A 24,657-nucleotide genomic window follows, 5' to 3' on the forward strand; every position below is an offset into this window, starting at 1 on the left:
GCCCGGGCAACCGCACCGGACACCCCGTCGCGCCGCTGACGGTCGCGCCATGGTGTAGCTGGCCACACCCTCGATTCGGCGGTCAGCTCCATCGAGAACGCCGCCCCCGGCGAGAAACATGGAGCTCATGACCGAGACGCAAACCGAACCCACCCTCGTGCTCGACAGGCAGGCCGCACCGCCCAGCCGGACCGGCGGCGCGGCTCTGTCGGCCGTCCTGCGCGCACCGATCCAAGCCAGGACCTGGAAGGAGCTCGCCTATCTGATCACCGCGTTCGCGCTCGGCTGCCTCGCCGTCTGCTATCTGTTCTTCGGTTTCGGCGGCGGGCTCTACGCATCGATCTTCCTGGTCGGCATCCCGCTGCTCGCGCTCGTGCTGCTCGGCGGACGCGTCTGGGGACGGATCTACCGTGCGCTGTGCCGCGTCCTGCTCGATACTCCGGTGGAAGCGCCGCCTGCGTTCACCCCGCAGCGCGGGCTGTTCGGGTTCCTGAAGAGCGCGTTCACCGACCGGGCGAGCTGGCGGGCGACGCTGTTCCTGCTCGCGCAGTTCGTGCTCGGGGTGGTGATCGGTTATCTGGTGCTGGTCGTCGTGGCGATGGTGATGTTCATCGCGATCTCGCCGATTCCGTGGGCGCTGTTCGATCCGGTCAACGTCGACGAGAACGGGGTCGAACACCATTCGCTCATGCAGTTCGGTTCCTTCTACGTCGACTCGTGGCCGCGGGTGCTCGGCTTCGCCGCGCTCGGCGTCGTCGGCTGCTTCGCGCTGCCCTGGCTGGTGCGCGGCGTCTGCCACCTGCACCGGCTGCTCACCGTCTGGCTGCTCGCGGCCACCGTGCGCGACCGTCAGCTGGTCGAGCTGCGGGCCAGCAGGCGCGCCGCCGTCGAGGACGCGGCCGCCACACTGCGGCGCGTGGAGCGCGACCTGCACGACGGCACCCAGGCCCGGCTCGTCACCATCGCCATGGCGCTCGGCAGGGCCGAGGAGCGCATCGCGGCGGGCGGCGATGCCACCGACCTGATCGCCGACGCGCACGCCAGCTCCAAGGATGCGCTGACCGAACTGCGCGAGCTGGTGCGCGGCATCCATCCGCCCGCGCTGGAACTCGGCCTCGGCCCCGCGCTGGAGACGCTGGCCGCTCGCAGCGCGGTGCCCGTCGAGCTGCGGGTGCACCTGCCGCAGCGGCCGAGCCCGGCCATCGAGGCCATCGCCTACTTCTCCGTCGCCGAACTGCTCACCAACGTGGTCAAGCACGCGCACGCCGACCGGGCATGGGTCTCGGTGCTGCCCGACAGCCTGCGCACCATCGCGGTCACGGTGCGGGACAACGGAATCGGCGGCGTGCCTGCACCGGCCGAAGGCGCACAGGCCGGCGGCAGCGGCCTCGCGGGCCTCGCGGCGCGGGCGCGCGCGGTGGACGGCACCCTCACCGTGCACAGCCCCACCGGCGGGCCCACCGTGGTGACCATCCTGCTGCCGAAGGGAGGCCCGCAGTGAGCGCGCCGCTGCGCATTGTCATCGCCGAGGACAGCGCCATCCTGCGCGACGGCCTGGCGGGCCTGCTCGTGGAGCGCGGCCACGAGGTGGTCGCGATGGTCGGCGACGCGAGCACGCTGAGCGATGTGGTCGGGGAACACAACCCCGACGTGGCGGTGGTGGACGTGCGCATGCCGCCTTCGTTCACCGACGAAGGCTTGCTCGCCGCCATCGAACTGCGCAGGAAGTACCCGATGACGGGCGTGCTCGTCTTCTCGCAGTGGATCGAAACCCGTTACGCCACCGAGCTTCTCGCCGGTGGTGCCAGCGGTGTCGGCTACCTGCTCAAGGACCGCGTCGCCGACGTGCGCGATTTCGTCGACGCCCTCTACCGTGTCGCCACCGGCGGCACCGCCCTCGACCCCGAGGTGGTGAGTCAGCTGATGGGCGCTTCCCGCCAACAGGATTCGCTCGCCAGACTCACCCCGCGCGAACGCGAGGTGCTCGAACTGATGGCACAGGGCCTGTCCAACAACGCCATCGCCGACACCCTCACCGTCACCGAGCGAGCCGTCGAAAAGCACATCGGCAACATCTTCGCCAAACTCGATCTGCCGCCTTCTGATACGCACCATCGGCGCGTGCTGGCGGTGCTGCGGTTGAAGGGTTAGACGCGGCGATCACGGCCCGCGCGGCTACCGCGCCATCGTGCAGGCTGCGGCGATTTCCTTCGTATCCCAGTAGAACGGGCGGATTTCCGCGATACGCCCATCTTCGACGCGAAGGGTCTGCAGGATCGGGAAGCGCAGCTCGCGGCCGGTCGCGCGGGCCCGGCCCCGCACCTCGGTGCGGACGACGGCCGTCTCCCCGGTTGCCAGGAACTCCTGTTCGACCATCTCGAACGACTCCCACACCGCGGCCATCGCCACGAAGAACCGCTCCAGCCCGGCGTGGCCTCGCCAGATGCCGCCGTACGGCATCCCGTCGGCCTGGTACAGCACCACGTCCTCGGCGAAGAACGGAGCCAGGGTGGTCGCGAAGGGGGCGCGGCCTGGGCCGCCCGCGGCGAAGTACGCGGCCTCCGCGGCGTACATTCCGGTCAGGACGTCGGTGGTGGTTGCGATCGGCATGGGAACAGCGTGGCGTGCGGGCGGGGCAGGCGCTGGCGGAGATCGGACGGAACGATCGGGTCCGGCGGGCTCGCGGACGGGACGGCCGTCGTCGCTACGAAACCGATATTCGCAAGGAACCGGATCCGAGCACGGTGGCCGCTTATGCTTGAAGTACGAGGTCAGGAGGGGTGTTGACCGACTGGCACGGCTGGACGAGTCCGTTCGAAGTCCGTCCAGAGATGGCACAGCCGGAAGACGTCCGTCCACGGACCGCACACAGCCGAACGAAGTTCCCACAGACCGCGCACGGCCGGAGCGAAGGCGGGAGGCACGCATGGATCACGCACGGATTCTGCGTACGGTGCTCGGCGTCACCGCCGCGTACCTGATCGTTCTGTGCTTCTGGCTCGGTTGGCTCGTGCACCGCACGCCGCCAGGCACCATCCCGTTCCAGGTCGTCGCCCTGGTCGGTGTCTTCGGCTCCTGCGTCGGCATCGGCATGTTGCTGGCCGCGCGCCCCTCCCGCGCCGACCGCCACCTCTGGCGCCACGGCCTCGAAGGCTGGGCCACCGTCGAAGGCGTGCACCCGCTCGAGCGCACCGACCATTACAGCGAACTCACCGAAATCGACCTCGAGCTCACCGTTCCAGGCTCCGAAACCTACCGTGGCTCCATCGTTTTCGACGTCATGCCTGCCGACAAACCGAAACTGAGCCTCGGCGAGACGATTTCGATCCGCGTCGACCCGGCGAACCGGGACCGCATCATCCTCGTGTTGTGAGGGCGGTGGTCGCCCCGCACAGCCGTGCTCAGTAGGTGGAGATTCGGCGGAGAGCCGTTCGGTTTCACTCGACCACGCCGGGTGCCGCGGATTCCCCTACGAACGGTCGAGCGGCGAGCGGGCGTGGGCTCGGGGGTCGGCCAAAAGGTATTGGGCCGCAGCGTAAGTGGCGAGGATGACGCCCTCGGTAGCACGACGTGAGCGGGAAGTGCGGGCGAAGAGGCGGCGCAAGACGATGAGTCCGTCGGAGAGGGTGAACAGGAGGGCGCCGAGGCCGAGGCGGCTGCGCGGGTCGGCGTCGGGGATGTTCAGGCCCGCAACGTTTTTCGCGCCGGGCGCGAGCCGCGGGTCGGAGGCGAGGACGGCGGCCGTGCCGAGGGTGGCGCCGTAGGCGGTGAGCGGAGCCGCGACGGTCGGAGCCTTGGCGCGCAGCAGGCTGGCGGCGCCGAGCCAGGCGGCGGCCCGGGTCACGGCGATCGGGGCGAGGGGACGCGCGCCGCGCCGCCACCACAGCGTCGAGTAGCCGGCCTGCATGACCGCGAACGACGACGCGCCCGCGATGAGACGCCGATCGTCGTCGGGTTCGATGAGCAGGATGTCGCCGACGGTCGCGGCGCCGAGCGAGCCGAGCAGGATGGTGCGCTCGGTGGGGTCCACGTCGACGCCGCTGGTCGCCACATCGGCGGCGAGCAGCGGCATCATCAGAGGTTTGGCGAGCCATTGAAGCCGGTCGCGGCCGGTGACCGCCCCGAAGACGGTCACGGCGGCGGCGGCGAGGAAACCCGCGCGAAACGGCCGCCCCGAGCCGGGGAACGCCGGAGCTCCAGAGGAATTCATGTCAGAAGCTCGCCTCGGTCGGCGCGGGCGGCAGCGTGACGACCTGGCCCGCGTAGCTCAGACCTGCGCCGAAACCGAGCAGCAGCGCCAGCTGGCCGCCCTTGGCCTTCCCTGTCACCAGCATTTCTTCCATGGCCAACGGGATCGAGGCGGCGGAGGTGTTGCCGGTGTTCTCGATGTCGTTGGCCATCGGGATCTCGTCGGCCAGGCCGAGGTTCTTCTTCATCAGGTCGTTGATGCGGGCGTTGGCCTGGTGCGGGATGAAGACCTCGATGTCTTCCTTGGCCACCCCGGAGGCCTCCAGCGCATCGGACAGCGCGCGTGGCAGCGTGACGGCGGCCCAGCGGAACACCCGCGGACCCTCCATGCGCAGCGACATCCGGCCGACCGGCTCGATCGCGGGATCGGTGCCCTGCAAGGCCTGGGCCTTGTTCATGAACTCCAGGAAATCGACGTCCTGGGCGATCGCCTCGGCGTTCTCGCCGTCGCTGCCCCACACCGTCGGGGAGATGCCGTTCTCCTCGCTCGGGCCGACGACGACCGCGCCAGCGCCGTCGCCGAAGATCATCGCGGTGCCGCGGTCGGTCGGGTCGAGTCCGACGGTCATCGTCTCGGCGCCGATCACCAGCACGTAGTCGGCCGAGCCTGCCCGGATCAGGTCGGCGGCGACGCCGAGGCCGTAGCCGAATCCGCCGCAGCCGGAGGTGAGGTCGAAGGCGGGGATGCCGTTGATGCCGAGATCGGCGGCGACGGTCGGGGCGCCGTGCGGGGTGAGCTTCAACCAGCTGGACGTACAGAGGATGAGCGCGCCGATCTTGGACCGGTCGATGCCGGTGTTCACCAGCGCGCGTTCACCCGCGGCCGCCGCGATCGACCGCAGCGTCTCGTCACCGCTGATCCAGCGCCGGTTGCGAATGCCCGTGCGCTCGTAGATCCACTGGTCGGTCGAATCGAGAACCTCGCACACCTCGTCATTGCTGACGATGCGCTGCGGTCGGTAAGCACCGATTCCGAGCATCGCAACATTTTCGCGACTCTTGTTTACTGCAATGCTCACCACTGGTGACTCACACGTCCCTCAACTGTCGGACAAACTTAACCCGGGTCCAGGCTAACCCAGGGCAAGATCCTTGAGGCCGAGGATCGACCGATACTCCAGCCCCTCGGCCGCGATCACCTGGTCGGCCCCCGTCTCCCGGTCGACAACGGTGGCGACGCCGACCACGGTCGCGCCCGCCTCGCGCAGTGCGCGCACCGCTGTGAGCGGAGAGTTTCCGGTGGTCGTCGTGTCCTCGACGACCAGCACCCGCTTGCCGACGATGTCGGGCCCTTCGATCTGGCGCTGCATGCCATGGCTCTTGGCGACCTTGCGCACCACGAACGCGTCGATCGGGCGGCCCGGCGCGTGCAGTACCGCCAGCGCGACCGGGTCGGCGCCCATGGTCAGCCCGCCGACGGCGTCGAAATCCCAGTCCGCGACGAGCTCGCGGAGCAGTTTGCCGATCAGCGGTCCCGCGCGATGGTGCAGGGTCGCCCGGCGCAGGTCGACGTAATAATCGGCCTCCTTGCCGGAGGAAAGCGTCACCTTGCCGTGCACGACGGCGAGCTCGCGCACCAGCGCGGCCAATTTCTCGCGGTCGGCGCCGAGCGCTGAGTCGTTGGTTGTCGCCTCGTCGATCATGTCTAAGTCCTTCCGCGTGAATTGAACAGGCCCCGATTCATTCGGACCTGCAGGGTTCGCGGGATGAGTCCGACCGCCGCGGTGATCGCCTTGTACTGCGCACCGGGCACGCTGATCACCCGGTCCTTGTCCAGATCACTCAGCGAGCCCGCGACGACCTGCTCTACGGAAAGCCACAGCGGTTTCGGCAGCGAGGACATCTCGATACCGGCTCGCTCGTGGAATTCGGTGTGGACGAACCCGGGGCACAACGCCTGGATCCGGACCCCGGTTCCAGCGAGTCCGCCCGCCAACCCTTCTGTGAAGGATACGACGTAGGACTTGGAGGCCGAGTAGGTCGATCCCCGACCAGGCACCAGACCCGCGACGCTGGCCACGTTCACGATCGACCCCTTGGCCTTGGCGATCATCGGCGGCAGCGCCGCGTGGGTGAGCTGGAGCACGGAGGTGACGTTGACGTCGAGCTGCGCCTGCAACTGCTCGTAGGGCAGCGTCCAGAACTCCCCCGAGTGCGCGAAACCCGCGTTGTTGACCAGGAATTCGATGCCGTCGGCGGCGCGCGCGGCGACCCGCTCCCGGTCGGCGGCCTGCGCGAGATCGGCGACGAGCACCTCGGAGCGGGTGGCGTACTTGCGCTCCAGCTCGGCGGCCAGCGCCTCGAGCCGCTCGGCGTCCCTGGCGACGAGCACCATGTCGTAGCCGAGCGAAGCCAGCCGTAGCGCGAACCCGTGACCGATGCCGGACGTCGGTCCGGTGATCAGCGCGATGGGGCGGGTGGCGCCGGGCAGGCGCGCGGGAACAGAGCTGTCGGTCATCGCGGCACCAATCGAATCGAGCGGGTCACTGCGGCACGGGGCCCTGATACGGACGGAACCCGGGGTGGAAGGGGCCGCCGGGGCGGTCGGCCTCGTCGGCGCGGTCCGCGGAGCGCGGTTCCTCGTCCCAGTCGTCGGCGCGGCCCGGTTCCGGTCGCCAGTCGTCCTCGGGGTCGTCGTCGGACCAGCGTTCCTCGCGCGCCCGGCCCTTGGCGTCGGGGACCACGGCCAGCGAGGGACGGCGCGGCTGGTCGGCCGCCTGCTCGTCCTCGTCGTCGTAGCGGGGCCCGTCGAGGTCGCTGTCGTCGAACTCGCGATCGTCGTAGCCGCGGTCGTCCTCGTCGGCGGAGGGCGGAAGGACGCGGGAGGCTCCGCGGGCAGCGGCTGGTTCCTCGGCGCGACCGCGGGCCTTCGGGCGGCCCGGATCGTGCTCGGCGTTGTCGGCGCCGCGCGAGTCGCTGACCGGCGGCAGCACGTGCAGCAGACCGGACAAGCGCAGCACCGAGTCGATGGCCGACTCCCAATCCTTCGACGCCGTACCGACATTCAGCATGCCGAGGGTCCAGTTGCCCTCGCTCCAGAGCATCTGCACGGTGTCGGGCAGCGTCTCGATGAACGCGACCATCCGCTGATCGACCGCGTGCCTGGCGATCTCCGGGTTCGTCGCGAAGACGACCCGGCCGCCGATGGCGCCGAGCAACTCCAGATCCGCGTCCTTCGGCGGGGACGCGGTCTTGAGCCGCATGTCGACATCGATGTCCGAACCGATCTGGCGGCGCACCGCGACCAGCGTCGCGGCGTCCTCCAGATCGAACAGAACGAACTTCTCGCCCTTGCGGATACCGGAAACCACGTCGACCGCCGACAGATAGCCGAGTTTGGCCAGCGCGCCGCGCCGCCAAGTCGACGGGAGTGCCGGTTCCACCGACACATAGGTGTACCCCTGGGCCTTTGCCCACACCTGGCGCGCGTGACCGGTCCGCCGCCGCTGGACCCGATCGAAATACAGCAGCACGATCGCGCCCACAAGCGCGATCGCCGCCAACCCGAACCACATAGCCGTCATCGCGGTCTACCCTAATAGGCCCGGCCGGTGAAGGGCCTTCTTTGGTGCCGCGCCGGGCCGCACGTCTTGTGCCGGAGCACGATCTCCGGCCGCGCCGCTCATCTTCCGCCGCCGGGCAGCGCGGTGCTGATGATGATCTTGGCGCGGATCGATCCGTCCGATCCTTTGTCGCCCTGCACCATGACCATGTCGCCGACGGGCAGGTCGGCGGGCTTGGCGCCGGACAGCGAGATCACCTGGGTGAGTTCGTCGGTCCGGACGGCGACGCTGTTGCCGGAGACGGTGTCGATGGTGAGCTGGCCGCCGTTGTTTGCGCTGATGGTGCCCATGGTCGCGCCGATGCCGTCGAGGCCAGGCAGGCCGGGCAGGCCGCTCGGCGATGGCTGGCGGGGGTTCTGTGTCGGGAAAGCTCCGCCGGTCGGGAAGGTCGCGGTGGTGGTGCCGCCCGCCGTGGTCGGTGCCGAGTCAGGGCCGCCGAGCACCAGCCCGGCGACCACTCCGGCCACCGCGACGAGCGCGAGGACGCCGACAGCGAGCGCGATCCACAGTCCCGTATTGCGTTTGGGCGGTGGCTCATCCGTCGGCGGGCCGCCCGGCGGTACCGCACCGGGCGGCACGGCCGCGTGGTGTGGATCCGGCATGCCGGGGTACTGGTGGCCGTAGCCGCTTTCGTAAGCGCCCCACTGGCTCTCCATCGGCGGGAACTGTTTGGTGGCGTTCGCGGGCGGCGGGCCCCACCCGAACTGCTCGGTCGAGGGGTATCGGGTGGTGTCCCCGGACGGGTCGTGGCCGGACGCGCCCGGCGGACCGAGGTGTTCGGTCGGCGCATCCTCCGGCCGCTGCCCCCAGTGATCCTTCGGGTTCGTCATGCCTCCAGCGTAGGCGTACCTCCGCCTTCGCTCCGGCCATGCGCGGAGTCAATGGCGGACTTCGTCCGACAGCGCCTACCGTGCGTACTTCGCCTTCGCTCCGGCCATGCGCGGGGTCAATGGCGGACTTCGTCCGACAGCGCTCACCGTGCGTACTTCGCCTTCGCTCCGGCCATGCGCGGAGTCAATGACGGACTTCGTCCGACAGCGCCCACGGTGCGTACTTCGACTTCGGTCCGCCGTGCGCGGGGCCAATCGACTGACTTCGTGCAACAGCAACCGGCGGGGGCCATGTCGAGCCGAACCGATTCGGCGGCCGCAGCGGATACGCGAACGCCCCCGACCCGAGCGGGGGCGTTCCACACTTTTCAGCGGCCGACGATCAGGCCATCACCGTCCTTGCTCACACTGACCGTGCCGCCGTCAGCAACCTCCCGACCAATCAGTCGAAGAGCTGCTCGACGTCGGTGATCGTCACCGCCCGCCGCAGCCACTCGCTCAGCTGGTCCAGATCGGTGCACGAAGTGATCGTGCGCCGAGCCTCCTCGGAGACGGGCAACGTCCGCGCCTCGAGAATCAGGAGCAGCGCGTTGGCTTCACCCTCGGCCTTGCCCTCGGCTTTGCCCTCGGCCTTGCCCTCGGCGATCAGGTTCTTGAAGAACGGGTTCTTGTACTCGTGGTAGGCCGTTTCCACGGCGTCGGCTCTTTTCACCTCCGGATCCCGCACGACGTTCGTCGCGTCCTCGGACGCGACGACCGCCAATGAGTACTCCGGAATCTGAACATCCAGGTAGCGGCGTAGCACGATCGCCGCCAAGTCCGGATTCTGCCGGAAGAGGTCGGTAAGGAATTCATGCTCGAGTGTGTTGGCCACCGCGCGAAGGTACGCGAACAACCGTCCACCAGAAGGCTTTTCGAGCGTGTCGGCGCTCCGCACGGCGTGCCGACCGACGACACGCGGAATTGCCTGGGAACCAGGCAAATTGGGAGGTTCCCGCCAGAAACACGGACGCCTCGGCCCGCGCGGGGCCGAGGCGTCCTGAGCACTCAGTTGCCGACGATCAATCCGTCTCCGTCCGGACTCACGCCGACCTTCACGGTGTCGCCGTCGGTGACCTCACCGGCGAGCAGTTCCTTGGCGAGGGTGTCGCCGATGGACTGCTGGATCAGCCTGCGCAGCGGGCGGGCGCCGTAGGCCGGGTCGTAGCCGCGGACCGCGAGCCAGAACCTGGCCGAATCGCTGACGTCCAGCTTCAGCCTGCGCTGCGACAGCCGCTTCTGCAGCTGGTCGAGCTGGATGTCGACGATCTGCTCGAGCTGTTCCTCGTCGAGCGCGTGGAACATGACCACGTCGTCGAGCCGGTTGAGGAACTCGGGTTTGAACGCCGAGCGCACCGCGTTCATGACGAACTCCTTGTCACCGCCCGCACCCAGGTTAGAGGTGAGGATGAGGATGGTGTTGCGGAAGTCCACCGTGCGGCCTTGGCCGTCGGTGAGCCGTCCCTCGTCGAGCACGGCGAGCAGGATGTCGAACACATCCGGGTGCGCCTTCTCGATCTCGTCGAACAGCACCACGGTGTACGGCCTGCGCCGCACCGCCTCGGTGAGCTGACCGCCCTGGTCGTAGCCGACATAGCCGGGCGGTGCGCCGACGAGGCGGGCCACCGAGTGCTTCTCGCTGTACTCGCTCATGTCGATACGCACCATGGCGCGTTCGTCGTCGAACAGGAAGTCCGCCAACGCCTTCGCCAGTTCGGTCTTGCCGACGCCGGTGGGGCCGATGAACATGAACGAGCCGGTCGGGCGGTTCGGGTCGGCGACGCCAGCGCGCGCCCTGCGCACCGCGTCGGAGACGGCTTGCACGGCCTCCTTCTGTCCGACGACGCGACGCCCGAGCTCGTCCTCCATGCGGAGCAGCTTCTGCGTCTCGCCCTCCATCAGCCTGCCCACCGGGATGCCGGTCCACGCGGACACCACCTCGGCGATGTCGTCCGGGCCGACCTCCTCCTTGAGCATCACCTCGCCGTCGGGCGCGGCTCCGTTCGCCTTCTCGGCCTTGGCCAGCTCCTTCTCCAGCGTGGGGATCCGGCCGTAGCGCAACTCGGCGGCCTTGCCCAGATCGCCGTCGCGCTCGGCGCGCTCCGACTCGCCGCGCAGGCTCTCCAACTGCTCCTTGAGGCTGCGGACCTGATCGATGGCCTTCTTCTCGTTCTGCCACCGGGTGGTCAGCTGGTTGAGCTTCTCCCGGTCGTCGGCGAGTTCCTGACGCAGCTTCTCCAGGCGCTGTTTGGAGGCCTCGTCGGTCTCCTTGGTCAGCGCCACCTCTTCGATCTCGAGGCGGCGCACCGCGCGCTCGACCTCGTCGATCTCCACCGGGCGCGAGTCGATCTCCATGCGCAGGCGCGAGGCCGACTCGTCGACCAGGTCGATCGCCTTGTCCGGCAGGAACCGCGAGGTGATGTAGCGATCCGAGAGGGAGGCCGCGGCCACCAGCGCGGAGTCGGTGATGCGCACGCCGTGGTGCACCTCGTAGCGCTCTTTGATGCCGCGCAGGATGCCGACGGTGTCCTCCACCGAGGGCTCGCCGACCAGCACCTGCTGGAAGCGCCGCTCCAAGGCGGCGTCCTTCTCGATGTGCTTGCGGTACTCGTCCAGCGTGGTCGCGCCGACCAGGCGCAGTTCGCCGCGGGCCAGCATCGGCTTGATCATGTTGCCCGCGTCCATCGCCGATTCGCCGGTCGCGCCGGCGCCGACGATGGTGTGCAACTCATCGATGAAGGTGATGATCTGTCCCGCGCTGTTCTTGATCTCCTCGAGCACGGCCTTGAGCCGCTCCTCGAATTCGCCGCGGTACTTCGCGCCCGCCACCATCGCGCCGAGATCCAGAGCGACGACGGACTTTCCGCGCAGTGATTCCGGGACGTCGCCCGCCACGATGCGCTGGGCGAGCCCCTCGACGATCGCGGTCTTGCCGACACCTGGCTCGCCGATCAGCACCGGGTTGTTCTTGGTGCGGCGGCTCAGCACCTGGACAACGCGCCGGATCTCGGTGTCGCGCCCGATGACCGGGTCGAGCTTGCCGGAGCGCGCGGCCGCGGTGAGGTCGGTGGAGTACTTCTCCAGCGCCTGGTAGCTGCCCTCGGGGTCGGGGTTGGTCACTCGGGCGCTGCCGCGCACCGTGGTGAACGCCTCGCGCAGCGCGTCGGCCGTCGCGCCGTGCTTGGTGAGCAGCATGGTGACGTCCGAGTCACCGTCGGCGAGGCCGACGACGACGTGCTCGGTGGAGACGTATTCGTCGCCGAGTTCGGTGGCCAGCCGCTGGGCCGCGGTGATGGCGCCGAGCGCCTCGCGTCCGAGGTTCGGCGCCGTGGTCGCGCCGGTCGCCCGCGGCAGCCGGTCGACGATGTCCTGCGCCTCGCGCCGGACCGTCGCCGGGTCGACGCCGACGGCCTTCAGCAAGGGGGCGGCGATGCCGTCGGTCTGATCGAGCAACGCCACCAGCAAGTGCGCCGGACGAATCTCCGGGTTGCCCGCGGCCGACGCCGCCTGCAGGGCCGCGGTCAGCGCCGCCTGGGTCTTGGTGGTGGGATTGAACGAGTCCACAAGTCACCTTCCTATCGGTCGATTCCCCAGCATCGAGTGCCCTTCCCGCGCGCGATGACGCGCGGCTCGTGCTGTTCCTATCGGTCTCAACGTGGGAGAGGTTGAGTCTGTTCCGCTCAAGTTCGAGAATTTTCCGACAGCCCGCCGTCCGGCCGATTCGGCGGCTCAACGCTACGCCGCGCCATCGGCGAATGCGGTGAATCGCGACGCCGGTGGTGTAGGGATGCATACAAGCACCAAGACGGTTAGTTGATGCATCCCCCTTCAGCCGAACCGAGGAGCGAAACCGATGCGCGCGATCGTGGTACGGAAGTTCGGAGATCCCGTCGAGCTGGCCGAGATGCCGGTGCCCGAGCCCGGCGCGCAGGCCGTCAAGGTGCAGCTCGACGCCGCGGGCGTCAACCCCTTCGACCTGAAGATGGCCAAGGGCATCCTGGAAGGCAAACTGCCGCACGACTTTCCGGCGATCCTCGGGGTGGACGGCGCAGGCAGCATCGCGGCGGTCGGCCCCGGCGTGACGAAGTTCGCGGTGGGCGACCGCGTCGTCGGCAAGTTCCTCGTCCCGCCCGCGGGCCACGGCAGCTTCGCCGAATATTCGGTGCTGCCGCAGGACGCGACGCTGGTGGCGATTCCGGAATCGATCACCACACTGGCCGCCGCGGCCCTGCCGACCGCGGGCGTCACCGCGCAGGACCTGGTCGACGCGGCCCGGATCCGGCCAGGGCAGACGGTGCTGATCGTCGGCGCGACGGGCGGCGTCGGCTCCTTTCTTGTGCAGCTGGCCAATATCGCGGGCGCGCACGTCATCGCGACCGCACGCGGCGACACCGCCGATCGAATGACCAGGCTCGGCGCGGCCGAGACAGTGGACTACAGCCAGGCGCCCGTCGCCGATTCGGTGCGCCTCACCAATCCCGGCGGTGTCGACGTGCTCTTCGACCTGGTCAGCTCACCCGAAGCACTCGCGCCGCTGACCGAACTCGTGCGCGAGGGTGGCGCGGTGTACTCCACCGTCTTCTCGGCCGACGAGGCCGCACTGCGCGAGCGCGGGCTGCGCGGCGGCAACTTCGAATCCAAGGGCCGCGCACCGGAGCTGGACCGCCTGCTGGCCCGCGTCGCGGCGGGCGACGTGGTGGTGCCGATCGACGCGACCGTCCCGCTGGAGGAGGCGCCCGCCGTCCTCGGCGCCGCAGGCGCGCGCGGCAAGACCGTGCTGGCCATCTGAGCGGGCGCGATGACCACCCGTCCTGTCGAGTTCGGCCTGTTCCTGATCCCCGACGCCGACGACTACCGTCAGCTCACCGAGCTGACCGCCTACGCCGAATCCGCCCAGCTCGACCTGATCGGCATCCAGGACCACCCCTACCAGCGCCGTTTCCTGGACACCTGGACCCTGATCACCGCGCTCGCGGTGCGGACCGAGCGGCTCACCTTCTTTCCCGACGTCGCGAACCTGCCGCTGCGCAATCCGGCGGTGCTCGCCAAATCCGTTGCCTCGCTGGACATCATGACCGGCGGCCGGATCCAGCTCGGGCTCGGCGCAGGCGCGTTCTGGGACGCCATCGCGGCGATGGGCGGCGAACGGCTGAGCAAGGTCGAGTCGGTGCGGGCGCTGGCCGAGGCGATCCACGTCATCCGCGCGATGTGGAGCGACGAGCGCGCGGTCCGGGTGCCCGGCGCGTTCCACCACCTCGCGGGCGCCCACCCCGGTCCGCGGCCGCGGCACGACCCCGGCATCTGGCTCGGCGCGATGGGGCCGCGCATGCTGACCCTCACCGGCACGCTGGCCGACGGCTGGCTGCCCTCGGCGGCCTGGGCGCCGCCCGAGTTCCTCGCCGAAGCGGGCAAGCGTATCGATGACGCCGCCGCGAACGCGGACCGGGACCCGCTCGCGATACGCCGGGTCTACAACGTCTCGGGCACCATCACCGGCAACGGCGTCGACCGCGGTTTCCTGGAGGGTCCGGTGGGCCGGTGGGTGGACGACCTGACAGCGCTGCACGCCGACCAGCGCATCGACGGCTTCGTCTTCTGGCCGACCGAGGGCGATCCGGCGGAGCAGGTCCGCCGCTATGCCGAGCAGGTCGCGCCCGCCGTTCGCGCCGCCGTTGCCGGGCCATCCTGACATCGGGTCACCAGTGAGGCGGTCAACTTGTGCGTAGACGGCGCGCGAGCGGGCCCTGTCCTCCCGTTGCAGGTACCCATCCAGAGAACCACACCGTGAGCAGGTTCACCTGCCCCCGCTATCCTGGTCGGTGGCCCAACCATGGGGCCGAGCGCAGCGAGGCAGCAGCGGGCGCATGAGCGCCGCGAGCCAGCCGGGCCGACATCCCGAGCTGCCGATTCAGCCGAGAGGTAACTCGGAGCGGTCGAGAGCATGCTGCGCATACCCACACGACCACGGACTTTTCGGGGATACTTGTCCGCGAAGGACCGCCGGTTACGGGCATGTCCCTGCGCAGCAGTCGATAGCGGATGCGCAGCTATAAGCGGGAAGAAAGGAAATCTCGTCGTGGATGCGCGTTCGGCAGCGCTGGTCCGCGCCAACTTCCGTTCGGTGACCGAGTCACCTGGCGGATCCGAGCGGTTGATCAGTGCGTTCTATGGTCATCTGTTCGCCGAGAATCCACGCCTGCGCGAGCTGTTCCCACCCGCGATGGACATGCAACCGAAGCGGTTGTCCACGGCCATCCAGTTCGTGCTCGACCACCTGGAAGACTGGGATCGCGCGCAGAGGTTTCTCGAGCAGCTGGCGCGCGACCATCGAAAGTACGGCGTCGAGGCCGCCCACTACGACCAGGCGGGCCGCGCGCTGCTCGCCGCCATCCGCGTGTACAACAGCGCGGCATGGAACCGTCAGCTCGAAGAGGGCTGGCGCGACATCATGATCTTGATCTCGGCTTCGATGGCGATCGGCGCCAACTCCGACAAGTCCCAGCCGTACTGGGAGGCGACGGTGGTCGGCCACCGCAGGGTGCTCGAAGACCTGGCCATCGTGCGCTTGCAGTCCGACAGTCCGGTGCCCTACCAGGCCGGGCAGTACGTCCCGGTCGCCGTGCCGCAGCGGCCAAAGATGTGGCGCTACTTCTCCCCGGCGATTCCGTCGAATCCCTACGGCGAGATGGAATTCCACGTGCGCAAGATCCGCGGCGGCTGGGTCAGCCCGGCCATCGTCAACGAGACGCAGGTGGGCGATCGCTGGATGATCGGCGGCCCGCTCGGCGGACTGCACGTGGAACGCGACACCGGACGCGACGTGCTGCTCATCGGCGCGGGCACCGGCATCGCCCCGCTGCGCGCCCAGCTCATCGAGATGAGCCAGCGCGGCATCAACCCGCGCGTGCACTTCTTCATCGGCGGCCGCTACCCGTGCGAGCTATACGACGTGGAGAACATGTGGCAGCTCTCGCAGAGCAATCCGTGGCTCACCGTGGTCCCGGTCTGCGAGCAGAAGACCAATCCGTGGTGGTACCCGCACCCGGCCACCGACGCACCGTACGGCATGCACCGCACGCTGGTCGGCAATCTGGGCGCGGTGGTGGCCAGCTTCGGCGCGTGGGCCGACCGGCAGATCCAGATCGCAGGCTCGGCGCGAATGATCGCCGACACCCGAAGGGCGCTCATCGCGGTGGGCACGCCGGAACACGTCATCAGCTGCGATCCCGTCTGATCCACCGCGGCCACCCGCCGCGATACCGAACAACAGCAGAGGAGTTCACATGACGGAGCCGGGCGCGCTCGGCAACGAAGTCGCGCAGCAGGAGTGGACCTCGACCGTCGTCGGCCACCACCGTTTGCGCCACGACGTGGCGGTGATCCGCCTGATCGGCGAGTTCGTGCCGTTCGTCGCGGGTCAGTCCGTCGAGATCCGGGTGCCGCAGCAGCCCGGTGTGCGCCGCAGGCTTTCCCCCGCGCTACCGCCTTCGCTGGACGGCAAGCTGGAATTCCACGTGCGCACCGTGCCGGGCGGCTGGCTCAGCGGCTCGTTGGTCGCCGACACCCAGCAGGGCGACGAGTGGCGCATCTCCGCGCCGCAGGGCGCGTTCACCGTCGATCCGGAGGGCGACGAGGTGGTGATGATCGCGGGCGGCACCGGTCTCGCGCCGATGCGCGCGCAGATCCTGGAGCTGGCCAGGCTGCCCGAGCCGCCGCGCACCTATCTGTTCGTCGGCGGCCGCTCCCCGCGCGACCTGTACGCCTCCGACATGCTCGTGCTGCTCGCCGAGGAGCTGGACTGGCTCACCGTGGTCCCGGTGGTGGAGAACCTGGAGGACCCGAGCTGGGAAGACGAGTGGTACGAGCACACTCGCGTCGACATCGGATTCTCCGCCGACGAACTGCTGCAAGGCACCCTGGCCGATGTCATCGGCTCGCACGGCGCGTTCGACGATCACCAGGTGCTCGTCTGCGGCTCGCCCGCGATGACGCGCGCCACGGTGGACCGGCTCGTCGAGACCGGCACGCCCGCCGAACGCATTCAGTACGAAGGACTTTGACCGTCATCGTTCCGGCGAAGGCAGGGATCCAGTCGCAGACTCGCGGATAGTCGTCACCCGCTTGGATCCCGGCCTTCGCCGGAACGACGAAGACCTCAGAACAGCGGATCGTGGCGGATGCTCTTGGTCTGGGTACCCGCCGCCATCAAGCGGAACTTGGTGGTCTGCACCATCGAGGGCGAACCGACGATCTGCACGTCACGATCGGTCCACGAGCCGTAGCTGGCGACGACCTTGCCGATCTGGCCCGTCATGCGCGGCTCCAGGCCCGGCCATATGCGCTCGACCACCCCGGATTCGTCGTACCACCACGGGTTTTCGTCGCTCTCACTGACCGGTGTCACGGTCAGCCAGCGGTTGGCGACGGCCAGGTTGCTCAGCGTCTCCAGATCGTAGAGATCGCACGGGTGATGCCCGCCCACGAAAAGGTGCACCTTCGGATTGCTTCGCCGCAACGCCATCTGCATGAGCTGGGCCCGCAGCGGCGCGATGCCGGTGCCGCAGCCCACCATGAGCATCTTGCGTTTGGTGTTGCGCGGCACGCCGAGCCCGCCGAGCGGCGAGCCGATCAGCCACTGGTCCCCCACTTGCGTCTGGCCGACGATGGCCGGGCTGACCCAGCCGCCCATGACGCCGCGCACGTGGAATTCGATCTCGCCGTTGGCATTCGCGGGCACGGCGGGCGAGAGGTAGCGCCACATCCTCGGCCGCGAGGGAATCTGCACGCTCATGTATTGACCCGCGGCGTACCGCATCGGCTGGTCCAGTTGTAATCGCACGATCGCCAGATTGCGCAGGACGAGCCGGTTCTCCAGTACCCTGCCGGACCAGGCGGCGGGCGTGGCCTCCTTCTCGGCGGCGCCCATCATCGTGTTGCCGATGACGGCCAACCCCTCGTCCCATGCCTTCTCGACCTCGTCGGTCCACATCTCGGTGCCCGCGAAGCGGCGCATCGCGGTCTTCAGCGCGGTGGCCACCGCGACGTAGTGTTCGGCCTGCACACCGTATTTGCGGTGGTCGCGGCCGAGCTGGGCGAGGAACGGCAACAACTTGTCGGGCTCCTCGAGCCGATCCAAGGCGTAGCCGATGGCCTTGACGAGGCGGTCGCGCTGTGAATCCATCGCAGCGGGGAAGAAATCACGGACTTGCGGGTAGTCCGTGAAAAGGATCGCGTAGAACGACCTGGAGAGCCTTTCCGGCCCGCCGTCTTCCGCAGCAACCGCCTTGAACGTTGTTCTGATCAAAGCGACAGTCCGCGAATCCATTTGTGTCACAACCCCATTTCGCACTAGAACGCAGAGCGCGCCGGCGAGTGAAGTGCTGCGGGACACTCGACAGCAGCCGATGCCAAGGAGTGTAGGCGAGGTTTGCCAGCAACGGAACGCAACGATTAAACATCACGCTTGGAATTCCGCAGAAACAAGAAACGGAAGCGAAAAACACGCAAGTAACAGACCGAAAGACCGTACTGGAGTGGTGGATTCGGTCTCGCACTCACCGAATTCGCGCGGCCCGGTTTGCAAGACTCGTCCAGTTGACACGGGCGGAGCGATCTTGTGGCAACACCCTGATCAGAGCCGAGAGTTGCTGCGGGGCAATCTTCTCGCATCGCACCCGGACAAGAAAAGCAGACCGGTCGGTTCCGGCTGTGCCCGGAGGCGACCAACGGAATCCACTGCGCCCCAGCAAACTCGGATAGTCGCATAGCAAACTCCGACCCATCGGTAACAACGCTCGGCTTTCCGCGCAATAAGAAAGAGCCCCGCCGCGGACCCGAAAACGAGTCGGCGGCGAGGCCCGAATTACTCTCGGCTCAGCGCTGATTGCGTGGCTTCCACACCACCAACGCCGTACTGCGTTGCGGCGGGGTGAGATCCGGGCGATAACCCGCCCGAAGCCGCTCCACCTCCGCGCGTGTCTCGGCGAGCTGCTCCCGCAATTCCTCGACCTGATTGGTGAGTTCGATGATGCGTTTGATGCCCGCCAGGTTCACGCCCTCGTCCTGGGACAGCCGCTGCACCTCGCGCAGCAGCTCGACGTCCCGCGCCGAATAACGTCGCCCGCCGCCCGAAGTGCGTTGCGGCGTCACCAGTCCCAGCCGGTCATAGGTGCGCAGGGTCTGCGCATGCATGCCGGCCAGCTGGGCCGCCACCGAGATCATGAAGAACTCGGCTCGCGACCCACCGGACGCCTTCTTCGGATCAGTGGACATCACGCACCTGCCCATCCCGCACGAGGATCGAACCCGCTGGACCGCTCCGCCTCCTGATAGCGCTTCAGCGCGTCGGCGGCATCGCTGTCCAGTTTCTGTGGCACCGCGACCTTGACGGTGACCAGCAGGTCACCGGCGCCGCCGCCGCGCTTGGGGACACCGCGGCCACGCACCCGCAGGATCCGCCCGTCGGCGGTGCCCGGCGGTACCTTGACGCCGACGCGCCCTTCCAACGTCGGCACGGAGACCGTTGTGCCGAGCACCAACTCAGCGTAACTGACCGGCAGCACCAGGGTCAGGTCGTCGCCGTTGCGGCCGAAGACCTTGTCCTGGCTGACGTGCACGGTGACGAACAGGTCGCCCGAGGGCGCACCGCGCAGTCCCGCCTCGCCCTGTCCGGCCAACCGGATCCGCTGACCGTCGCTGACGCCAGGCGGAATCCGCACCGTGATGGTGCGGGTGCGGTTCTGGATTCCGTTGCCGTGGCAGTCGACACACGGGTCGTCGATGATCGAGCCGGAACCACGGCACTCGTCGCACGGTTCGCTGAATCCGAACGCACCCTGATTGCGGCTGACCACCCCGGTTCCGTTGCAGAGGGGGCAGACTCGGGGACTGGTCCCCGGCTTGGCGCCGCTGCCGTGACACGTGGTGCACGGCGACGGACTGGTCATCCGCAGCGGAACGGTCACGCCCTGCGCGGCCTCGCGGAAGCCGAGCGTCGTCTCGGTCTCCACGTCGGACCCGCGCCGCGGACGGCTCGTGGTGCGAGCGCCGCCCCGGTTGAACAAGCCGCCGAGCAGGTCGCCGAGCCCGCCGTCGCCCGTGGCGCCGCCGCCGAAGATGTCGCCGATGTTGAATTCCTGCGAGAAGCCGCCCGCGCCGCCGGGGGTGAACCCGCCGCGCGGATAACCACCGCCCGCGAAGAGCTTTCGCGTGTCGTCGTACTCCTTGCGCTTGGCCGGATCCGACAGCACGGCATGCGCCTCGCTGACGGCCTTGAAGCGCTCCTCGGCCTTGGTGTCACCCGGATTGGCATCCGGGTGCAGGTCGCGGGCGAGCTTGCGGTAGGCCTTCTTGACCTCGTCCTGCGAGGCGCTGGAGGAGATACCCAGCTCCTTGTAGAAGTCCTTTTCGATCCACTCCCGTTGGCTCACCGGGTATCTCCTCCTCTCGCTGTGTCAATTGTCGTCGGCATTGGCATCTGCGTCCGATGCCTCGTCCTCGGCCAGATCGGCCACGCCATCGGTTACCCCGACGAGCGCGTGCCGAAGCACCCGATCGCCGAACCGATAGCCCTTGCGCATGACGACACCGAGCACCGGATCCGCGCCGGAACCCTCGTGCTGCACGGCCTCGTGCAGGGTCGGGTCGAAAGGCTCGCCCTCCGTGCCGAACTCCTCGAGGCCTTGCTTGCGCAGCGCGTCGACCAGCTTGTCCGCCACCGACTTCAGCGGTCCGGACTCGAGGTCGCCGTGGGCCCTCGCGCGATCCAGATCGTCGAGCACGCCGAGCAGTTCGGTGACCACGGCCGCCTTGGCGCCGTCGATGGCGGCCTTGCGGTCGCGCTCGACGCGGCGGCGGTAGTTGGCGTATTCCGCGGTCAGCCGCTGTAGGTCGGCGGTACGCTCGGCGAGCTCGACACCGATCACGTCGGCCAGCGCTTCGGCTCCCTCGGGAGTCAGCACGCCATTGCCTTCCGCACCGTTGCCGCCCTCGGGGCCGGGCCCGGCCGCGGTATCCACGACCGGTTCCCGAACCTCACCGGTGGCCGGGTCGACCTTGCGCTTGTCGACGAAGGTGATCGGTTCCTGTGCCGAATCGCCCTGGTTGCCCTCTGTCACTTCTTCTCCGTGTCGACCGGCTCGTCAACGACCTCGGCATCCACGACCTGATCGTCGTTCGCGGAGCTGGACGCGCCGTCGCCGGACGCGGCCTGCTCGGCGGCGGAGGCCTCGTAGATGGCCTGGCCGAGCGCCTGCGACTCGGTGGCGAGCTTCTCCACCGCGGACTTCACGGCCGCGATGTCGGTGCCCTTCAGCGCCTCGTTGGCGTCGGCGATGGCCGCCTCGACCTTGGACTTCACGTCCGCGGGCACCTTGTCCTCGTTCTCCTTGATGAACTTCTCGGTCTGGTGCACCAGCGACTCGGCCTGGTTGCGGGTCTCCGCCTCCTCGCGACGCGCCTTGTCCTCGGCCGCGTGCGCCTCGGCGTCCTTCACCATCCGGTCGATCTCCTCCTTGGACAGGCCGGAGCCGTCCTGGATCTTGATCGTGTTCTCCTTGCCGGTGCCCTTGTCCTTGGCGGTGACGTGCACGATGCCGTTGGCGTCGATGTCGAAGGTAACTTCGATCTGCGGCACGCCGCGCGGGGCGGGCGGGATGCCGGTCAGCTCGAAGGAGCCGAGCAGCTTGTTGTGCGAGGCGATCTCGCGCTCACCCTGGAACACCTGGATCTGCACCGACGGCTGGTTGTCGTCGGCCGTGGTGAAGGTCTCCGAACGCTTGGTCGGGATCGTGGTGTTGCGCTCGATGAGCTTGGTCATCACGCCGCCCTTGGTCTCGATACCCAGCGACAGCGGGGTCACATCGAGCAGCAGGACGTCCTTGACCTCACCCTTGAGCACACCGGCCTGCAGGGCGGCGCCGACGGCGACGACCTCGTCCGGGTTCACGCCCTTGTTGGGCTCCTTGCCGCCGGTCAGCTCGCGCACCAGGTCCGAGACGGCGGGCATACGGGTCGAGCCGCCCACGAGGACAACGTGGTCGATGTCGGCGACGTTGATGCCCGCGTCCTTGATCACGGACTGGAACGGAGCGCGAGTGCGGTCCAGCAGGTCCGAGGTGATCTTCTGGAACTCGGCGCGGGTCAGCTGCTCGTCGAGGAACAGCGGGTTCTTGTCCGCGTCGACGGTGATGTAGGGCAGGTTGATCGAGGTCGACTGCGACGAGGACAGCTCGATCTTGGCCTTCTCGGAAGCCTCGCGCAGACGCTGCATGGCCATCTTGTCCTTGGTGAGGTCGATGCCCGAGGTGCCCTTGAACTTGTCGACCAGCCACTGGACGACCCGCTCGTCCCAGTCGTCGCCACCGAGGTGGTTGTCACCGGAGGTGGCGCGGACCTCGACGACGCCCTCGCCGATTTCCAGCAGCGAGACGTCGAAGGTGCCGCCACCGAGGTCGAAGACCAGGATGGTCTGTTCCTTGTCGCCCTTGTCCAGGCCGTACGCGAGCGCGGCCGCGGTGGGCTCGTTGACGATGCGCAGCACGTTCAGACCGGCGATCTGACCGGCCTCCTTGGTGGCCTGGCGCTGCGAGTCCTCGAAGTACGCGGGCACGGTGATGACGGCGTCGGTGATCTCCTCACCGAGGTAGGCCTCCGCGTCGCGCTTGAGCTTCATCAGCACGCGCGCGCTGATCTCCTGCGCGGTGTACTTCTTGTCGTCGATGCCGACGGACCAGTCCGTGCCGATGTGGCGCTTGACGGAGCGGATGGTGCGGTCGACGTTCGTGACGGCCTGGTTCTTCGCAGGCTGACCGACCAGTACCTCGCCGTTCTTCGCGAACGCGACGATCGACGGGGTGGTGCGCGATCCTTCCGAGTTGGCGACGACGACCGGCTCGCCGCCTTCGAGAACGGCGACGACCGAGTTCGTGGTCCCGAGGTCGATTCCGACCGCACGAGCCATGTTTGTTCCTCCTAGTTGACGTACTTATGTGTCGGTGCCTGGCGAGACAGCTCGCCCTGCGGCGTGTTCTGCACCGCCGCGAGACCTCGCCCCCAGCACCTCACGGAGCACGGTCCCAGCAACGCTGAGCGTGGTCGGCTCAATCCTGCACCCAATCCCTACCGGGCGTCAACTGAAACTTGAGTCCGACTCGCTCAATGTTGTCGAAAACCTCAACCGGCGACCCCCCGTGCGATATTCCCGAGGACTCGAAATTGACCTTCAGGTATAAAACGGTGCTAGGCTCGCAGCCGTGGGCAGGCCGAAACAGTTCGATCCGGACACCGCCGTCGCGCAGGCGACCGAGGTGTTCTGGCGCAAGGGGTACGCCGACACCACCCCGCAGGATCTGATCGACGCGCTCGGCATCGGAAAAGGCAGCCTGTACAACACTTTCGGCAGCAAGCGGGCGCTGTTCGAACGGGCGCTCGAGCACTATCGAGACAACCAGGCCGCAGCGCTCACCGGACTGCTGGACCGGCCGGGGCCGGCGAAAGAGCGGCTGCGCACCGCGCTGCGCCTGGCCGCGGAGGCCAATCTCGCCGATCCCGATCGGCGCGGCTGCTTCGCGGTGAACACCGCCGCGGCGCTCGGCGGCGCGGATGCGGAAGCCACCGCATCGGTCCGGCGCATGTTCGACCGCACCGAGTCGGCGTTCGAGGCCGTCATCGAGGAAGGGCAGCGCGCGGGCGAAATCGACCGCGGCCGCGATCCGAAGGCGACGGCGAGCATGCTGCTCAGCACGTTGATCGGAATGCAGGTGCTTTCCAAGACCGCCGAAGGGTCGGAACGGTCGATGCGCACGATCGACGCGGTGATCGACTCGCTCTGAACGATCCTTTTCCGGGGGAGCGCTTTCGCGTACCCGCATTTTGTACCTCTAGTTAAAGAATGGAAGGCAACATGGATCTCCAGCTCAACGGCAAGACCGCGGTCGTCACCGGGGCCAGTCGCGGCATCGGACTTGCGACGGTGCGTCGGCTGACCGCCGAGGGCGTGCGGGTCGTCGGCGCGGCGCGCAAACCCACCGCCGAACTCGAGGCGACGGGTGCGACGGCCGTTGCGGTCGACCTCGCCGCGGCGGAGAGTGCGGACGAACTGGTGGCGCGCGCAACGGCCGAACTCGGCGGCATCGACCTGCTGGTGAACAACGTCGGCGGCGGCGACGCGGTGGACATCGGCGGATTCGCGACGATCGACGACGCGCACTGGCGCGAGGTGTTCGACCTCAATCTCTTCGCGGCAGTGCGGGTCACCAGGGCGGCGCTGCCGTTCCTGACGGTGGGTGGCGGCGCGATCGTCAACGTGTCCTCGATCGGCGCGCGCCGTCCGGCCGGACCACCGCTGGCCTACAACGTCGCCAAGGCCGCGCTCACCGCGTTCGGCAAGGGACTCGCCGAAGAACTGGGCCCACACGGCGTCCGGGTCGCGACCGTCTCCCCCGGACCGGTGCGCACCGACATCTGGGAAGCGCCTGACGGTTTCGGCGGAAAGCTGGCCGCGGCCGTCGCCGTCGACCACACCGAATTCCTCACCCACGTGCCCGCACGGATGGGCATGGTCACCGGACGACTCACCGAACCCGACGAGGTCGCGGCGCTGATCACCTTTCTGCTCTCGGACGTGGCGGGCAGCATCACCGGCTCCGATCATCTGATCGACGGCGGGATCGTCAAGTCGGTGTGAGACAGCTGGAACGCTTCCGGCCGCAAGATATTTCGTGCGCCTGAGCGCCTCCCGCAGTAGGACGAGCGGCGGCGCGACCCTTCGCGCCGCCGTGTCCGCTCCCCGAAACCGGTTCGCAGTGGGTCCGAGTCAAGGCGCCACGGTCCATGGACCGGAGCACCGACCCTGCCCCCAGACAGGTAGACCTGAAGTAGGTCGGCTGACCGTTGCACCAATCCCGGGAGGGGAGTGGTCATTCGGCCCATTCAACAGGGCACACCCCCAAGAGAAGGCGGGACGCACCCGACAATAG

General features: G+C 68.4%; 23 protein-coding genes. 9 read left to right on the forward strand and 14 right to left on the reverse strand.

Annotated features, from left to right (window positions below):
* The first annotated feature begins 127 nt into the window (after positions 1-127).
* Positions 128-1,501 carry a sensor domain-containing protein gene (locus AB0H50_RS06705; protein ID WP_357447982.1) on the forward strand — a complete coding sequence of 458 codons (1,374 nt, stop codon included), beginning with the start codon at positions 128-130 and terminating at the stop codon, positions 1,499-1,501.
* Between the two features lie 8 nt (positions 1,502-1,509).
* Entirely contained in the window at positions 1,510-2,151 is a 642-nt protein-coding gene (locus AB0H50_RS06710; protein ID WP_357449337.1) for a response regulator transcription factor, read from the forward strand.
* 24 nt (positions 2,152-2,175) lie between these two features.
* Here the strand turns inward: AB0H50_RS06710 and AB0H50_RS06715 are convergent, their stop codons facing one another.
* Positions 2,176-2,610, reverse strand: a complete 435-nt coding sequence (locus AB0H50_RS06715) for a nuclear transport factor 2 family protein (protein ID WP_357447984.1) — start codon at positions 2,608-2,610, stop codon at positions 2,176-2,178.
* A 316-nt stretch (positions 2,611-2,926) separates the two neighbouring features.
* Between AB0H50_RS06715 and AB0H50_RS06720 the strand changes: the two genes are divergently transcribed.
* The gene (locus AB0H50_RS06720) at positions 2,927-3,373 is read left to right on the forward strand and encodes a hypothetical protein (protein WP_357447986.1); all 447 of its coding nucleotides are present in this window, start codon (positions 2,927-2,929) and stop codon (positions 3,371-3,373) included.
* Positions 3,374-3,469: 96 nt separating this feature from the next.
* On the opposite strand, the gene AB0H50_RS06725 is transcribed toward AB0H50_RS06720, so the two are convergent.
* From AB0H50_RS06725 to clpB, 8 genes are all read right to left on the reverse strand, one after another.
* Positions 3,470-4,210, reverse strand: coding sequence for a lysoplasmalogenase (locus AB0H50_RS06725; protein ID WP_357447989.1), 741 nt, complete (start codon positions 4,208-4,210; stop codon positions 3,470-3,472).
* 1 nt (position 4,211) lies between these two features.
* Entirely contained in the window at positions 4,212-5,270 is a 1,059-nt protein-coding gene (locus AB0H50_RS06730) for a beta-ketoacyl-ACP synthase 3 (RefSeq protein ID WP_068064302.1), read from the reverse strand.
* Between the two features lie 51 nt (positions 5,271-5,321).
* A complete protein-coding gene (gene pyrE / locus AB0H50_RS06735; protein WP_357447992.1) occupies positions 5,322-5,891 on the reverse strand; it encodes an orotate phosphoribosyltransferase in 570 nt (189 codons plus the stop codon).
* Positions 5,892-5,893: 2 nt separating this feature from the next.
* Entirely contained in the window at positions 5,894-6,706 is an 813-nt protein-coding gene (locus AB0H50_RS06740; protein ID WP_357447995.1) for an SDR family NAD(P)-dependent oxidoreductase, read from the reverse strand.
* A gap of 25 nt (positions 6,707-6,731) precedes the next feature.
* Positions 6,732-7,772: a hypothetical protein gene (locus AB0H50_RS06745; RefSeq protein ID WP_357447998.1), complete on the reverse strand. Its 1,041-nt coding sequence runs from the start codon at positions 7,770-7,772 to the stop codon at positions 6,732-6,734.
* A gap of 98 nt (positions 7,773-7,870) precedes the next feature.
* On the reverse strand, positions 7,871-8,641 hold the full coding sequence (locus AB0H50_RS06750) for a DUF5666 domain-containing protein (protein WP_357448000.1): 771 nt from the start codon (positions 8,639-8,641) through the stop codon (positions 7,871-7,873).
* A 442-nt stretch (positions 8,642-9,083) separates the two neighbouring features.
* Positions 9,084-9,515 carry a hypothetical protein gene (locus AB0H50_RS06755; protein WP_357448002.1) on the reverse strand — a complete coding sequence of 144 codons (432 nt, stop codon included), beginning with the start codon at positions 9,513-9,515 and terminating at the stop codon, positions 9,084-9,086.
* A gap of 173 nt (positions 9,516-9,688) precedes the next feature.
* Complete coding sequence (gene clpB / locus AB0H50_RS06760; RefSeq protein WP_357448004.1) at positions 9,689-12,244, reverse strand: ATP-dependent chaperone ClpB; 2,556 nt, start codon at positions 12,242-12,244, stop codon at positions 9,689-9,691.
* Between the two features lie 289 nt (positions 12,245-12,533).
* Here clpB and AB0H50_RS06765 point away from each other — a divergent pair, with 289 nt between their 5' ends.
* The 4 genes from AB0H50_RS06765 to AB0H50_RS06780 all read left to right on the forward strand — a co-directional run bounded on the left by AB0H50_RS06765 (position 12,534) and on the right by AB0H50_RS06780 (position 16,740).
* Entirely contained in the window at positions 12,534-13,469 is a 936-nt protein-coding gene (locus AB0H50_RS06765; RefSeq protein ID WP_357448006.1) for an NADP-dependent oxidoreductase, read from the forward strand.
* A 9-nt stretch (positions 13,470-13,478) separates the two neighbouring features.
* On the forward strand, positions 13,479-14,369 hold the full coding sequence (locus AB0H50_RS06770; RefSeq protein WP_357448008.1) for an LLM class flavin-dependent oxidoreductase: 891 nt from the start codon (positions 13,479-13,481) through the stop codon (positions 14,367-14,369).
* Between the two features lie 387 nt (positions 14,370-14,756).
* Positions 14,757-15,914 (forward strand): FAD-binding oxidoreductase, encoded by a 1,158-nt coding sequence (locus tag AB0H50_RS06775; protein WP_357448010.1) that lies wholly within the window; start codon positions 14,757-14,759, stop codon positions 15,912-15,914.
* Between the two features lie 49 nt (positions 15,915-15,963).
* Positions 15,964-16,740, forward strand: coding sequence for an FAD-binding oxidoreductase (locus AB0H50_RS06780; protein WP_357448012.1), 777 nt, complete (start codon positions 15,964-15,966; stop codon positions 16,738-16,740).
* A 95-nt stretch (positions 16,741-16,835) separates the two neighbouring features.
* Here the strand turns inward: AB0H50_RS06780 and AB0H50_RS06785 are convergent, their stop codons facing one another.
* The 5 genes from AB0H50_RS06785 to dnaK form a co-directional block, all read right to left on the reverse strand.
* A complete protein-coding gene (locus AB0H50_RS06785) occupies positions 16,836-18,005 on the reverse strand; it encodes a globin domain-containing protein (protein ID WP_357448014.1) in 1,170 nt (389 codons plus the stop codon).
* 548 nt (positions 18,006-18,553) lie between these two features.
* On the reverse strand, positions 18,554-18,952 hold the full coding sequence (locus tag AB0H50_RS06790) for a helix-turn-helix transcriptional regulator (RefSeq protein ID WP_357448016.1): 399 nt from the start codon (positions 18,950-18,952) through the stop codon (positions 18,554-18,556).
* A complete protein-coding gene (dnaJ, locus tag AB0H50_RS06795; protein WP_357448018.1) occupies positions 18,952-20,109 on the reverse strand; it encodes a molecular chaperone DnaJ in 1,158 nt (385 codons plus the stop codon). Before dnaJ ends, AB0H50_RS06790 begins: the two co-directional genes overlap by 1 nt.
* A 24-nt stretch (positions 20,110-20,133) precedes the next feature.
* Positions 20,134-20,796 carry a nucleotide exchange factor GrpE gene (grpE, locus tag AB0H50_RS06800; RefSeq protein WP_357448020.1) on the reverse strand — a complete coding sequence of 221 codons (663 nt, stop codon included), beginning with the start codon at positions 20,794-20,796 and terminating at the stop codon, positions 20,134-20,136.
* Positions 20,793-22,640, reverse strand: coding sequence for a molecular chaperone DnaK (gene dnaK / locus AB0H50_RS06805; protein WP_357448022.1), 1,848 nt, complete (start codon positions 22,638-22,640; stop codon positions 20,793-20,795). The genes grpE and dnaK overlap by 4 nt, the downstream gene beginning before the upstream one ends.
* A 292-nt stretch (positions 22,641-22,932) precedes the next feature.
* On the opposite strand from dnaK, the gene AB0H50_RS06810 reads away from it, so the two are divergent.
* Together AB0H50_RS06810 and AB0H50_RS06815 are read left to right on the forward strand one after the other, a co-directional pair.
* Positions 22,933-23,511 carry a TetR/AcrR family transcriptional regulator gene (locus tag AB0H50_RS06810; RefSeq protein WP_357448024.1) on the forward strand — a complete coding sequence of 193 codons (579 nt, stop codon included), beginning with the start codon at positions 22,933-22,935 and terminating at the stop codon, positions 23,509-23,511.
* Positions 23,512-23,570: 59 nt separating this feature from the next.
* Complete coding sequence (locus tag AB0H50_RS06815; RefSeq protein ID WP_357448026.1) at positions 23,571-24,365, forward strand: oxidoreductase; 795 nt, start codon at positions 23,571-23,573, stop codon at positions 24,363-24,365.
* The last annotated feature ends 292 nt before the right edge of the window (positions 24,366-24,657 follow it).

Origin of the sequence: Nocardia sp. NPDC050793, assembly GCF_040654065.1 — a bacterium.
Taxonomy (GTDB): domain Bacteria; phylum Actinomycetota; class Actinomycetes; order Mycobacteriales; family Mycobacteriaceae; genus Nocardia.